This window comes from Neorhizobium galegae bv. orientalis str. HAMBI 540, assembly GCF_000731315.1.
Classification (GTDB): domain Bacteria; phylum Pseudomonadota; class Alphaproteobacteria; order Rhizobiales; family Rhizobiaceae; genus Neorhizobium; species Neorhizobium galegae.
Genome location: NZ_HG938353.1, coordinates 1141130 through 1154765, shown reverse-complemented (window position 1 = coordinate 1154765; position 13636 = coordinate 1141130). Strand labels below are relative to the sequence as shown.

Genomic DNA, 13636 nt, shown 5'->3' with positions numbered 1-13636 from the left:
ATGCCGGGTCCGCCGGCCCTGTTCAGCCACGGCGCCCAATGGGAAGGAAGGAGGGCATAAGGCGACAGGTGCAGAACGTCGAGGCCGATACGCCCGAATGCCGTTGCCCGCTGCAGGCTGCTGCCTGATTCTGCGCCGATATAGAGGAGCTTCATCTCAGCTTCACGCCCCTCGTCAGCCGGAACATCAGCGCATAGAGCAGCACCGTCTGTGGCAGCGCCCGGACAAGGTTGCCGGCCTGGACCGCAATAGATTCGTCCATGAGGCCGTTCATGAAGAAGCGGGTGATGCAGATGCAGGCCAGAGCCGAAAGCAGCACATGTCCATCCCGCGTCCGGATCGTCAGCGCATCGCCAAGAATGAAATTCGCCAGGGCGAAAATCGCGAACACCACCACGTAAAACGCGCCGAGCACGACGAAGCCGTCGGCGATCGACGAGCCGGTGCGGTATCCCCCCAGCTCATCGCCGGTCACCAGAAAGTTGTAATAATCGCCGGACGAAAAGGCGTTGCCGGATTTATCGAGTTCGGGCGCGAAAAAATTCAGAGCCGGCGTGGGAAGCAGCAATAGCAGCTGATTGAGGGCATTTTCACGCGCCAGCAGCTCGCCGGCCTGCGACAGCGAAAGCCCGAGAGCGATGTTGTGGTCGATGTATTTGGTGGCGCCGAAGCGCGCCAGCAGCGGGTTGTCGACATAGATCTCGTTATAGCTGCCTTCCGCCAATATCCGGTCCGTCTCCCGTCGCGACTGCAGCGCCTGTTCATCGAAATACGTGCCGATGGTCGAGAAGACGAGATCCTGCGACGAGATGTCGGAGCGGTCGTCGCGGGCAATGACCATGGCGGTTGCAAGATCCGAGAGGATGCCGGCCGGAACGGGGCTGAGCAGGACGGCGACCGCGAGCCAGATCACCCGCCGCCTCGTCAGGATGAAACGTCCTATCATCACCGTGATGGCGAGGCAGATCAGCACGGTCAGGACGTTGACCGCGAACACGCCGCGGCTGTTGCGCGCCAGCGCAATATAGAGCGTCAGGGCGCAATAGGCGGTCAGCGCGAGCCAGTTGACAGAGCGCTTTTGGTCCGGCGGATCGATGAGGTAGCTGGCGATCGGGATCAGGAGGGGCGCGACGGAAAATTGCGACAGGCCAGCGAGCAGTTTGAAGGCGATATCGCCGAAATTGTCCTCGCCCCAGCGGTCGGCATTCGTGTACCAGGAGGCGAACGACCCCAGCAGCCCCATCCACCACAATTGCCGGTTTGTCGGCGAACGATAGAGGCCGAGCGGCGCAAATATCCTTTGGCAGATCGCCGTCGTCGCAACCTGCATCACCCGCGACTGCGCATAGAACCAGTGCAGCGCCACCGCCCATATCTGCAGAAGTGCCAGAACAGAAAACGTGGCTACCGGCGCATCGAGGTTGAAGGTGATCGGTTTCCAGGCAGAGGTCTGGACGATCAGGGCGGCCAGGCTCGAATGGACCTGAAAGCCGAGCACCACCAGCGTCGAGATCGTAAACCGTTCGATCCGTCTTGGGTCGGCGCAGTAGGTGAATGCCCAGGTGCCGATCAAACCGGCTGTCCCCGCACAAAACGCGTTGGTCATATCAGGCGATATGGCGAGCTGAAGCATCGTGCAAAGCAGGATCAGAAAGGCGGTGCCCCAGCGGGCTTTGGCGACGAAGCGAGAATTGCCGCGGCGCTGCTGTGGCATCGTACGCATGCCCAATATCGTATTACCGTCCGCCAAACTCCCGCTTCCCATCATGGCCGATCCCCTGTGAGAACCGCCCGTTTGCGGGAGAGGTTTGGAAAACGCCTTTGAAGGATCGTCCGCATGTTGGCTGGCAGGGACCGATAGGCCATCCACGCCGCCAGCAGCGGGCCGATCACGGCGAGAACGGATGACAAGCCGACCGACTGCGGCCAGATCGCCATGGCGAACAGTCCGGCGATGGCCGAGACGCAGCCGCAAACGGATGCGGCGAAGGCATGGATTGGGAGGGGCAACCGCAGCTCTCGGAGGACTCCGCCGGCGGCGGCTGCGTAGATGAGGAAACTGGCGATCTCGGCCGCCAGCAGCGAAAAGCCGGCGCCCGGCAACCCCCATGAGGTCAACGTCAGATAACAACCGATCGCCGTGATCAGCAGAGACACGCCGTTCGCGACGATCTGCGGCAGCAGAATATTGTTTCCCCGGACGATCGAAACCAGCGGCTGGGCGAAACCGTAGACGATGATGCAGGCGCAGAGCGAGCCGAACAGCAACGGGTCGAGATGGAAGTTGCCACGGGTCCACCACAGGAAAAGGCTGGGGGCTGCCCATTGGAGCAGAAGGCAGACAGGCCCGATGACGCCCAGCACGAAAATCCAGCTTAGAGTGACCGTGGCTTCCGCCGGTTCGCTCTTCCCTTCCCTCAGATAGCACAAGAGCTCCGGCTCGACCGGCCCCGCCAATGCATTGATGCCCTGCATCGCCATATTCGACAGCGTCCGGGTCGCGGTGAACGCACCGAGAAGGCTAACGCCGGCGAGCGGTGCGATCAACAGCCGGATGCCCTGCTGGTTTCCGATGGTGAGCAGTTCGCGGAGAGATACGAAAAGGCTCCTTGTGAGGTTGGACCAACTCCTGCGTAGATCAGGAACGGCGAAGCCGATTTCTTCGCGCCGCCAGAGACGAAAGCAGTCGAGATGGATGGCGATATTGACGGCCACGTTGGCAACCGACGAGGCGATGACGGCGTCGAGGACGTTACCGCCGGAAAGGACTGCCGCGAGGGCCGCGAGGTTGGCACACACCAGCAGCGCGAACCGCCACCACGCCATTCTCGCATAATAGCCGAACGGGATGAGCGCCCGCCCGAGGATGCCGCCAACGGAGCTGGTGAGGAGCCAGGTGAGCGCGTAGATGATCATCGAGCCTGAAAGGTCGTCCATCATCTCCGCAGGAACGAAATCTCCGAACAACGCGTCGGCCCATCCGAAGGCCGGGACAGCCGTCCAGAAGCACAGGAGTATCGTTCCCAGCAGAATGGCGGTCGGGATGGACGAGGCGAAGTCCCGCCTTACGGCATCCCTGGTGCAGAGGCGTTGGAACTCGTAACCGAGGTAGTTCTGATGGCCGAGGTCGAAGACGACGGAGAGGGAATAAAGCGTCTGCAGCAGGACCCAGAGCCCGAATTGCTGCGCCGACCACCAGCCGAGCATGATCGGCACGCTGATCGTCTGGATCAGGATATTGGCGGCAAGCAACGCCCCATTGGCGATCGAGCCCGAGATTAGCCGTACTGACACACTCATCGAAAACGCGACCTACGGCTACACGGTTGACCTTCTCAATAATTTTCGTGCGACGATGCGGACGTCCGTCGCACGGTCGGCAAGCATGTTTTCCAGGAAATCGACAAAACCGAGCGGTGCGGTTTCCTGGCTCGGGCTCATGAAAGAAGAGGCGAAGGCGGGTTGCCTGCCGGGAAAGCGGATCGCCTTCGGCCAGAACAGCGGCGTCACCGGATGGAGGTATGAATGGACGGGTGTCCATCCGAGCCATTTCAGGCGAAACCATTTTTGCGCATTCACCTGATGCGCATGTCCCCAACTGGTGATCTTTTCCCACATCTCGGCGTCGCTCATGACGTAGCCGTAGTGGTAGCAGGGCGCATCGATAAGAATAGTCGCTGCAGGGGTGGTCTTTCGGGCCGTATCGAAGCGGACGCCGCTTTTGCAGCGGATCGCAAAACCCGCGTTGACGTCCCTGATCGAGCCATCGCCGCTGGTCAGAACCAGCTCGGGCGTTTTCCAGAAATTGTGCCATGGCGTCAGGATGCGGTCATGCCTGCGGTCCGCCGCCATGAATTCGAGCAGCGTTTCCCAGCCGCTATCCAGATAGAACTCGTCGGCGTCCTGGATGACCAGCCAGTCGTAACCTTCGCGGGTCGCTCGGTCGAGGCAGTCGTTGCGGGTGCCTTCCTCGGTTTCGAAGTCGCTGCAGATCACCTCGATCTCGCAGCTCACGCCTTTTGCGCGGGCGGCGGCGATTGCCTCGTCCACCGTTTCCCTGGTCGTGGGGTTTGTCCTCGTGGCGCGCGAGCCGGGCAGATAGGCCCAGGGACGCTCCGGAAGGACGATGAAGATCTTGTCGACGAAACGGCCGCAGTTCTCGACAACGTGAGGCAGAAAACGATCGACGTTGTAGGCGAGGACGTGGCCGGCGACCTTCATGGACTGCCGCCGTCGATCAACTGTTTGATGGCTATGATGGCCGGCCGTTTTGAGAGATTTTGGACCAGAACCGTCTGGAGCTGTGGCTGCCACGCTTCCCGTTCCGACATCGCGCGAAAAATACAGGCCGCGAGGTTTTCCGGATCGTTGGGCGGAGTGAGGTAGACGGCACTCCCGACGAACTGCGCCAGTTCCGTGCCCTCGTCGGCGGTGACGAGGACGGGCTTTCCCGAGGCAAGCATGCCGCCGAGTTTCGACGGCAGCGTCAGGTCGGCAGCGCTCCTGTCCTGCGGCAGCACGTGCAGATCCGGCATGTTGAGGAACGCGTTCAGCCGGGAATAGGGCTGGAAGGCCAGGAAGCGGAGATTCTCAAGATGGCCGTAACGGGTTTCAAGTTCCGGCTTCTGCGGTCCCTCGCCGGAGATCACGAAATGAATGCGCTGCTCGTCTTTCAGACGCTCGGCCGCATCGAGCAGTACGTTCAGGCCCTGTTTGGCGCCGATACTGCCTGAATAAAGAACGACGAAATCCTCGTGGCCGAAACCGAGTTCAGCCCGGTAGGGGCTGACGTCTTCCATCGGATGGAATTGCGCGAGATCCACCCAGTTGCGGACGACGGATACTTTGGTGGCCGGAACGTGCTTCAGGGCAAGGCCTTCGGCCATGCGGTTGGAAATGGTGACCAGCTGGTCGAACCGGCCAAGCACGCTGCGCTCGAAGGCATGGCCAAGCCTCTTCAGCCAGGTCTTGGAACTCAGATGCCCGACGGCGAATGCCGCATCCACCTCCATGTCATGGACGTGGAGCACCGTGCGGGCGCCGACCAATTTGGCGGCAAGCTGGGCTGCGGGAGCTGCAAACAGCGTCGGCTCGACGCAAAATACGGTGACCGGGCGATGCCGCAAGATCTGCCAGAAAACCAAAGGCGCCGAGGTGAGCGCGAAGGAGAGCGGCGCCAGAAGCCGCCAGATACCTCTCATCTTTCGACGCAGCAGCAACGGCGACCGCAGCACCCTGATGCGTCCTTCGATGCCTGAAGAATAGCGGTTCCGATATCCGGCCTGGACCGACCAGCCGGGATAATGCGGCGGGGTCGTCACCACCGTGACGTCCATGCCCTCGGCGGCGAGATATTCGGCAATTTCGCCGGTATACTTGCCGACACCGGCCGTTTCGGGTGCGTAGTTCATCGCATAGACGACGACGCTTTTGCGTGGCGATGTGGCAGCTGCCGTGGCCAGCCCCGGTGCGGCGTCGAACGATCGTTCGCATTCGTCGCTGAGGGGCTGGACGGCTGCTGTCATCAGGCAGCATCTCCGCGTTTGCGCTCAAGATATTCGCCCTTGAGGAAGGCTCGGTAGGCATCGGTTATGCCTTGCTCCAGCCCGATCCTCGGCGACCAGCCGAGCGCCCGCAGCTTGGCCGCACTCATCAGCTTGCGCGGCGTGCCGTCGGGTTTGGTGAGATCATGAGAAATACTCCCCTGGAAACCGACGACCTTGGACACCAGTTCGGCGAGCTCCAGGATTGTCACGTCCTCGCCGGACCCGACATTGACATGGGTTTCCGCCGAATAGGTCTTCATCAGGTGGACGCAGGCGTCGGCGCAGTCGTCCACATGCAGGAATTCGCGGCGCGGCGTGCCGGTGCCCCATACGGTGATGTCCGGAAGGTGGCCGGTCTTCGCCTCATGCGCCTTGCGGATCAGCGCCGGCATGACATGGCTGGATTTCAGGTCGAAATTGTCGCCGGGGCCGTAAAGGTTGGTGGGCATGGCCGAGATGAAGTCGCTGCCATGCTGCTTGCGATAAGCCTGGCAGAGCTTGATGCCGGCGATCTTGGCGATCGCATACCATTCGTTGGTCGGCTCCAGTAAGCCGGTCAAAAGCGACTCCTCGACGATCGGCTGATCGGCGAATTTCGGATAGATGCAGGACGAGCCGAGGAACATCAGCTTTTCGACGCCGACCGTGTGGGCGGCCTCAATGATATTCGCCTCGAGGATGAGGTTGTCGTAGAGGAAATCGGCCGGATAGGTGTCGTTGGCAAGGATGCCGCCGACCTTGGCGGCCGCCAGGAACACCGCGTCCGGACGGTTCTTCTCCATCCAGGCCTCGACTTCCGCCTGCCGCGTCAGGTCGGCATCACCGCGCGACGCCGTCAGGATCTCGCAGCCTTCCGAGGCCAGACGGCGAACGATCGCCGAGCCGACCATGCCGCGATGTCCCGCGACATAGACTTTCTTCCCCGCAAGGCTGTAGATCGTCTCAGGCATGGGAGAGACCCTTGTTGCCACCCGCGGTCGGCACGTTGCGCGCCATCACCTTCAGGTCTTCGCGAACCATTTCGGCGATCAGCTGGTCGAGGTTGGTCTCGTGCTTCCAGCCGAGCTTCTGGTGGGCCTTGGTGGGGTCACCGATCAGAAGGTCAACTTCCGTCGGGCGGAAATAGCGGGGATCGATCGCCACGACGCATTCACCGGATGTCGTGTCGTAGCCCTTCTCCTCGACGCCCTCGCCGCGCCACTCGATCGGCATGCCGACCTTCGCGAAGGATTTTTCGACGAAGGAGCGCACCGTGTGTGTCTCGCCGGTCGCCAGAACGTAGTCGTCCGGTTCGTCCTGCTGCGTCATCAGCCACATGCCGCGCACGTATTCGCGCGCATGGCCCCAGTCGCGCTTGGCGTCGAGATTGCCGAGAAAGAGGCGTTCCTGCAGGCCGAGATGGATGGCGGCAGCGGCACGGGTGATCTTGCGGGTGACGAAGGTCTCGCCGCGGATCGGGCTCTCGTGGTTGAACAGGATGCCGTTGGAGGCATGCAGGCCATAGGCCTCGCGGTAGTTCACGACGATCCAGTAGGCGTAGAGCTTGGCGACCGCATAGGGCGAACGCGGATAGAAGGGCGTCGTCTCGCTCTGCGGCACTTCCTGCACCTTGCCATAGAGCTCGGAGGTCGACGCCTGGTAAAAGCGGGTCTTCTTGGAGAGGCCGAGGAGCCTGATCGCCTCAAGCAGGCGCAGCGTGCCGGTGCCGTCGGCATTGGCGGTATATTCCGGCGTCTCGAAAGAGACCTGCACGTGGCTCTGGGCGGCTAGATTGTAGATCTCGTCCGGCTGGGCTTCCTGCACGACACGGATGAGGTTGGTCGAATCCGTCATGTCGCCGAAATGCAGGATGAAACGCGGGTCGGCCACATGCGGATCTTCGTAGAGATGCTCGATGCGGTTGGTGTTGAACGAGGAAGAACGCCGCTTGATGCCGTGGACGGTATAGCCCTTGGACAGCAAGAGTTCCGCAAGGTAAGCGCCGTCCTGGCCCGTTACCCCGGTGATCAATGCTACCTTGCCGTTGCTCTTCACAATTCCAGTCATCATATCCCCCTAACGGAACCCGTCAGTCTTTAAGTGAAACGTGCACGTCGATGCGCGCAATGTGCCAGTCGCAAGCACTGGGAACACCCTTGTGATGTCCCCCGGAATGCGGCGAATCCGAGACATACAGTGATTCGTAGCATCCTGGGCTTATGCCAAACATTGCAGTGAAACGCTTCAGAAAAGATCATCGGCTGCTGTCAGGCTTCTCCCTCGCTGTTTTGACCCTGGTTGCGGCGCCGATGGAAACCGGCGTCGGATCAGGATGCGTTTCATGATAGTAGTGCGTGTAACGCGATGCATAATAATCCGACGAACCGTATCCCTCATAAAGCCTCACCCTGGCGGCATCGACCTTGTTGAGGATCACGCCGAGGCAACGGCCGGCAATCTGCGGCTCGGCATCCAACGTTTCCTTGACGGCTTTTCGCGATGTCTCGCCCCATTCGACGACCATGATGAAGCCGTCGACACGCGGGGCGATGGCCCTCGCATCGACGACGGGACCGAGCGGCGGCAGGTCGAGAACGATATAGTCGAACTCGCCGGCGACCTGTGCCAGCAGCCTGGCCATCGCAGCCGACGCCAACAGCTCGGAGGAATGCGGTATCCGTCGCCGGACGACCGCCGGAAGGAATTTCAGGCCGGTGACCGGATCGGCCAACATCGCGGAGGCCGGCGCAACGCCTTCCAGCAGCACTTCGAGCAGCCCCTCTTCCGCATGCTGGCCCAGCGCCCTCGTGGCACCCGGATTTCGCAGGTCCACATCGATCAGCAGTGTCCTTGCGCTCCTGGCTAGCGTCTGGGCGAAATTCACGGCGATCGTCGATTTACCCTCGCCCGCCAGCATCGAAACGATGCCGATGACCCTGTGGGGCCTGTCGATCTGGACATCCGCCGCGATCCGGGCGCTACGCAGCGTTTCGGCAAAGGCGGAGGACGGATGCTCGGTCGCAAAACCGGACAGCTCGTTTTTCCTGTAGATTTCTCCCTTCACCGGCTCGGTCGACGGTCTCGAGCCGGTCTGCGGCTGCACCAGTGGCACCGATCCGAGATATTCGAGGCCGAGAATATCCCTCACCTGTTCACCGGTGCGGAAGAACCGATCCCGGAACTCACGGAATGCCCCGAGAACTCCGCCGACGCCGCAGCCAAGCGCGAGGCAGAGCGCAAGTACCAGCGAAAGCCGCGGCTCGCTGGCGGTTGTCGGCGGCACGGCTCGGGAAATGATCCGCGCTTCCGTGACGGGGAATGACTGCTGCTGCACGGCCTCCTGATAACGCTGTAAAAACGTCTGGTAGAGGTTCCGGTAGGCGTCGGCGGCCCGTTCGAGCTCCCGTAACTGCACCTGCGTTTCGCCGGCGGTGACGCTGATATCGGTGGCGTTGCTAACGCCGAGGGTGATCTGACGCTCGCGGGATTGCGCGACTTCAAGCTCGCTTTGATAGCTCCCAGCGATCCGCTTGAGCTCGTCGAACATCAACCGATCGTATTCCGCCATCTCTTGGCGAAGGCGGGCGGCCTGGACATGGCCCTGCCCCAGCCGCCTCGATATGTCGGCTTCCCGCTTCGACGACTCCAGGTACTTTTCGCGCAGGGAGCTGATCACGGAACTGTCCAGCGCATCGGTGACGATCGCCTCACTTTGACCCCGTGCTATGATCGCCTCGATGCGGTCGGAGCGCGCCTGTGCTCTGGCTGTATCCGCCCGTGCCACGATCAGGGCGCTGTTCAGCTCGGTAAGCTGCTGGTCGGAGACGAGCCTGTCATTGGCGGTGACGAGGCCGTTTTCGGCGCGAAACCGCTGGACCGCCAGATCCGATTCCAGCGAGCGCTGCCGCAGTTCCTCGATACGCTCCTGCAGCCAGGTGCCGGCCCGCCTTGTGGCATCGTATTTGGCATCGAGCTTGTCGGTCAGATAGGCATCCGCAATCGCGCCGGCGACCGCTGCGGCAAGACGCGGCGATGTGGCCGTGAACGTGATTTCCAGGACATAGGAACGTCCGACGCGCGAAACCTTCATATTGCCGAGAAGGTTGGCGAGCGCCTGGCGGCGTTGCGCCTCAATCTGATCGAAACGAACCTCGCCACCGCCCGGCCATCGCCTGATATCGAGTATCGATCGTATGTCGGATACAGCCGCGAGCAGCAGGCTTCGGCGGCCCGCCATGAATTCCGGATCATCCGACAATTCCAGCTTGTCGACAGCCGACAGGCCTATCGTCTCGGAGCGCAGCAGTTCGACCTGGCTGAGGACCGACGCCTCATCGTCAAGAACCCCGCCGATCGTCGACAATTGCTCGACGACCTGCCGGTTGCCGCGGTCGATCAGCACGCTCGTCCTCGCGGTATATCGGGGCACGGCTGTCAGCATGTAACCGATGCCGAGCATCACGAAGACCGCGACGCAGAGGCCGACCACTCGCCATTGCCGCCGGATGATGGCGATCAGGCCATCCATGTCCAGCTCCGAAACCTCTTCCTCGCGGGGCTCCTGTCGGGGTCGAGTGAGAAAAACGGGCCGCTGGTTCATCGCATCACCCGATCGATGTGCGCAGAGCCCCAAACCGGCTCGGAGCGGCCACAAACGGTCTGAATGTCAGTTGCGCCAGACATCATGACTGCTCGCAATATCCCGGGTGGAGGCGGTAACCGAATTGAGGATGCTGAGGAATTTGACGAGCTCGACCGCATCGGCAGTCGAGACATAGATCACGTCCTTGTCCTGCATGGGAAATTGCTGGACAGCGAAGAACGCGGCCGGATCCCGCAGGTTGGCGCGGAAGATAACCGGCACGTCCCGCGCGCTGAACCGGCTGACGTCGAGGCCGATATTGCGCAGGAGATCACGCTCCACGAGGCGGTAGAGCAGGACCGATTGCGGTTCCGCCTTGTCGTCGAGCAATCCGCCGGCCTTCGCCAAAGCCTCGCCGAGGGAGAGATTGGAATCGTCGAAATCAAAGCGTCCGCTTTCGCCTGTCAGGCCGAAGGCCAGGAAGGTCCGGCGATTGCGATCGACGAAGATCGTATCGCCCGGCTGCACATAGATATTCTCCTGCGGACGCTCGCTCAGCGTCCGATAGGCGACGGTGATGCTGCGGCCTCCACGCTGGAGCGTCACCGTTGCCTCCTCCTTCGGGACACTCAAACCGCCTGCCTCGGAAATCACGTCGATGATGCGTTCGCCCGCCGGGCTGAGCTCGATCTTCCTCGCCTGCTTGACGTCGCCCAGAACCGACGCGCCCATCGAACGGCTCGTCACCGTCGAGATGACCACCTGCGGCTCGATGGCGCGGTTGGCGAGCCGGTCTGCGATATCGAGCTGCACGGCATCGACCGTGCGGCCGGCGGCCTTCACCCTGTTCGCGTATGGGACGCTCAATGTGCCGTCCCGACCGATCGTCTGGTTCGGCAGGGTGATGTAATTGCCCGGACGGGCGCCGGCATCGGCCGGAATGAACAGGCCGCCGCTCTGCGCCTCGAAGACCGAGACCTGGACGACATCGCCGATCCCGAGCGTGAGCGGCGGCGGTCCGCTGCTGCCAGAGCCGAAACCGGCGCTCAGGTTAGGGCCTGCCGGTTTGGGCAGACGGGCGAGGACGGACTGATTGATATCGACGAGCGCGTAGTCGATCCCGACCCTGTTGCCGGCCGCGGAAAAAGCCTTCACGGTTGCATTGGCTTCAACGGCGGACGGATCCGGACCGGACCTCGGTAGCCCCGTGCAACCGGACAGAAACGCAACAGTAGCAAGCGTTAAAACAGCACCCAAAGAACTAACCATACGCCCCGCCATACAACCCAAAGTATGGTATCGGTTTAGCCGAAGGGCGGACCCGGTGATTCTAAGGGGTAAGCACGCGGCGAATCAAAAATCCGCGCACTGTGGCGAATCAATCACATAATTGGTTAATCGTTGGTTATCCACAAAATACACTCCTTTTGCCGTGAACGCCGCCGAGCGGCCTTGTCAGGTTCGAAATTGTCTCGCAGATGACGGTGACATTGCCGATACCCGCATCCAAGGGTCGAGCTTCGGACATTGTTAACACTCCTTCGGGCATCCACTTCTCATTGTCGGCAGGATCTTCCATATCGGGCGGATGGCGGTAAGCATGCAAAAGTTGACGGACTGGTTTTTGAGACGCCGGCCGGCCAGACCGATACGGCCTCGCCGCCGCCGGATCGATCTCGGTACCAACCCGCCCTCCTATCCGATCTATGCGATCGGTGATGTGCATGGCTGTATCGACGAGCTTCGGGACGCCGAGGCCCGCATTGCCCATGACATGTCGGAAAACCGCCGGCCCGGAATGGTCATACTGCTCGGCGATTATGTCGACCGCGGACCCGCGTCGAGCCATGTCCTCGAGCACCTGATCAGACCCAGCGAACACGGCTTGAGGCGGATTGCGCTCTGCGGCAACCATGACGATACCTTCATGAGGTTCGTGGACGATCCGGAACGTTATTCCGAATGGCTAGGGATGGGCGGTGAACAGACGCTGCTATCCTACGGTTTGGACCCATACCAGTTCGGCGCGCGCGGCAAGAAGCGCGGCGCCAGGTTCGGCGACCTGCTGATGGAAGCCGTGCCGGTGCCGCACAGAAAATTCCTTGCCAACCTCCCGATCAGCCTGACGATCGGCAAACTCGTCTTCGTCCATGCGGGCCTGAGGCCGGGTATACCGCTCAACCGGCAGACCGAGGAAGACATGCTCTGGATCCGAGACGCCTTTCTTGCGACCGGACCGCAGCTGCCGCTTCTCGTCATCCACGGGCATACGCCGCAGCCGGAGCCGGATTTCGGACCCGGACGGATTGGCATCGATACCGGCGCCTATTATTCCGGCAGGCTCACGATCCTCAAGATCGACGGCGGCCGCTTCTCGTTCCTTTGAAAGTCCGGGATATCGGGCGGGCCGACACCTCAAGCAGCAGAGGCTTGATCATCGAGCCAAAGAAGCGCGTTATGTCAGCGGCGGGGGCCGAACGCCGGACCGTACTCGATCGGAAGCGGAGCCATGCCGGAGGAGGGTAAGGCGGACATACTGACACCAGCCGATCGGCGCCGCGGGCAGCGTTCGGCTGTTTGGGTTTTCGGCTTTTTCCTTGCGGTCGTGCTGGCCGCCCTGGTGACGACCGTGCTCGCGGTCAACAATGGCCGAAACTATAAACGGCTCGTCCGGCAATTCGCGCTGGAGCAATACCTTCTTCCCGCGTCACCGGCGCCATCCTTGCGGATCGACAGGCATAGATCGCTGCCACCGGCGGAACATTATCCACCCTGGCTTCTCAAGGCGGGCCTCGAGCGGATGGCGGTATTCGAGAAGACCGAGGCGCTTTCCGCCGACGAACGCTGCGACCTGCTGCGGGACGACAGGGGCACGGCGCCCACCTTCACCCGTTCGGGTCACGATTGGGAATGCCTGTTTTTTGAGGAATTCGGGAATGCGCCGGAACCGGCCGCGATGTTCATCCAGGTCCGTGGCACGGAGCCCGACATGGTCAGCAGCTTTCGTATCAAAGTCAGCCTGACGGACCTGACCATGGAGCTTGCAGTGCTCAGCGAAGCCATTCGTGCCACCGAGCGGTTCGGCCTGCCGATGACGCCCGAAACCCGAAGCTATGTGATCGAGAAACTTGCGGGACGCACCGAGTTCAGCTCGATCGTCGAAAACTACCGGATGACGTTCAGCCAGGAGGTCACTGACGCACGGCGCTACAATCTGCTGATCCTGCCGCGCCGACAGACGACCGGTTGCGGCGAACGCCCGTCGCCCCAGCCGGACAGGTGGACCGCGCCCATCTATCGCATGTCGGTCGGCTGCCTGGCGTTGCGCAGCATGCCTCAGCCGCAATCCGCCTCTCTAGAGCCTTTCAAGGTTAAATTGAAGCGTTCTGCCGGAGCAGGTTTTCGTCAGGGCAAGGGCATACCCCGATGTACGTCCGAGCCGATCGCCTCTGATCCTGGCGGAAAGATGCCCGGCCCTTCGGGTTGGCTGAAACAGGCCGCCTGATCGATCGGCCGGCTTGGCCGTAGA

Annotated in this window: 10 protein-coding genes; 2 read left to right on the top strand and 8 right to left on the bottom strand. The window is 61.7% G+C overall.

The genetic code is table 11. From position 1 onward, the window contains the following. Positions 1-151: 151 nt before the first annotated feature. From RG540_RS05885 to RG540_RS05850, 8 genes are all read right to left on the bottom strand, one after another. On the bottom strand, positions 152-1723 hold the full coding sequence (locus RG540_RS05885) for a hypothetical protein (protein ID WP_038585668.1): 1572 nt from the start codon (positions 1721-1723) through the stop codon (positions 152-154). A 41-nt stretch (positions 1724-1764) separates the two neighbouring features. After that, complete coding sequence (locus tag RG540_RS05880) at positions 1765-3300, bottom strand: lipopolysaccharide biosynthesis protein (RefSeq protein WP_157884586.1); 1536 nt, start codon at positions 3298-3300, stop codon at positions 1765-1767. Positions 3301-3318: 18 nt separating this feature from the next. Next, the gene (locus tag RG540_RS05875; protein WP_038585662.1) at positions 3319-4221 is read right to left on the bottom strand and encodes a hypothetical protein; all 903 of its coding nucleotides are present in this window, start codon (positions 4219-4221) and stop codon (positions 3319-3321) included. Further along, positions 4218-5525: a WcaI family glycosyltransferase gene (locus RG540_RS05870; protein WP_051909248.1), complete on the bottom strand. Its 1308-nt coding sequence runs from the start codon at positions 5523-5525 to the stop codon at positions 4218-4220. The genes RG540_RS05875 and RG540_RS05870 overlap by 4 nt, the downstream gene beginning before the upstream one ends. Continuing rightward, positions 5525-6496 (bottom strand): GDP-L-fucose synthase, encoded by a 972-nt coding sequence (gene fcl, locus RG540_RS05865; RefSeq protein WP_038585659.1) that lies wholly within the window; start codon positions 6494-6496, stop codon positions 5525-5527. The genes RG540_RS05870 and fcl overlap by 1 nt, the downstream gene beginning before the upstream one ends. Continuing rightward, the gene (gene gmd / locus RG540_RS05860; protein ID WP_038541956.1) at positions 6489-7595 is read right to left on the bottom strand and encodes a GDP-mannose 4,6-dehydratase; all 1107 of its coding nucleotides are present in this window, start codon (positions 7593-7595) and stop codon (positions 6489-6491) included. The genes fcl and gmd overlap by 8 nt, the downstream gene beginning before the upstream one ends. Positions 7596-7779: 184 nt before the next feature. Continuing rightward, positions 7780-10053: a polysaccharide biosynthesis tyrosine autokinase gene (locus RG540_RS05855; RefSeq protein ID WP_065814411.1), complete on the bottom strand. Its 2274-nt coding sequence runs from the start codon at positions 10051-10053 to the stop codon at positions 7780-7782. Positions 10054-10191: 138 nt separating this feature from the next. After that, entirely contained in the window at positions 10192-11262 is a 1071-nt protein-coding gene (locus RG540_RS05850; RefSeq protein ID WP_244446628.1) for a polysaccharide biosynthesis/export family protein, read from the bottom strand. Positions 11263-11707: 445 nt separating this feature from the next. Here RG540_RS05850 and RG540_RS05845 point away from each other — a divergent pair, with 445 nt between their 5' ends. Together RG540_RS05845 and RG540_RS32970 are read left to right on the top strand one after the other, a co-directional pair. Beyond that, entirely contained in the window at positions 11708-12493 is a 786-nt protein-coding gene (locus tag RG540_RS05845) for a metallophosphoesterase (protein ID WP_038585653.1), read from the top strand. A 123-nt stretch (positions 12494-12616) separates the two neighbouring features. Continuing rightward, entirely contained in the window at positions 12617-13612 is a 996-nt protein-coding gene (locus RG540_RS32970) for a DUF6030 family protein (protein ID WP_038585651.1), read from the top strand. Positions 13613-13636 lie beyond the last annotated feature (24 nt).

Excerpts from the sequence above, each read along its gene's own strand:
- RG540_RS05885 (WP_038585668.1), bottom strand. The coding sequence starts at position 1,723 with ATGCGTACGATGCCACAGCAGCGCCGCGGCAATTCTCGCTTCGTCGCC.
- RG540_RS05880 (WP_157884586.1), bottom strand. The coding sequence starts at position 3,300 with ATGAGTGTGTCAGTACGGCTAATCTCGGGCTCGATCGCCAATGGGGCG.
- RG540_RS05875 (WP_038585662.1), bottom strand. The coding sequence starts at position 4,221 with ATGAAGGTCGCCGGCCACGTCCTCGCCTACAACGTCGATCGTTTTCTG.
- RG540_RS05870 (WP_051909248.1), bottom strand. The coding sequence starts at position 5,525 with ATGACAGCAGCCGTCCAGCCCCTCAGCGACGAATGCGAACGATCGTTC.
- fcl (WP_038585659.1), bottom strand. The coding sequence starts at position 6,496 with ATGCCTGAGACGATCTACAGCCTTGCGGGGAAGAAAGTCTATGTCGCG.
- gmd (WP_038541956.1), bottom strand. The coding sequence starts at position 7,595 with ATGATGACTGGAATTGTGAAGAGCAACGGCAAGGTAGCATTGATCACC.
- RG540_RS05855 (WP_065814411.1), bottom strand. The coding sequence starts at position 10,053 with ATGGATGGCCTGATCGCCATCATCCGGCGGCAATGGCGAGTGGTCGGC.
- RG540_RS05845 (WP_038585653.1), top strand. The coding sequence starts at position 11,708 with ATGCAAAAGTTGACGGACTGGTTTTTGAGACGCCGGCCGGCCAGACCG.
- RG540_RS32970 (WP_038585651.1), top strand. The coding sequence starts at position 12,617 with ATGCCGGAGGAGGGTAAGGCGGACATACTGACACCAGCCGATCGGCGC.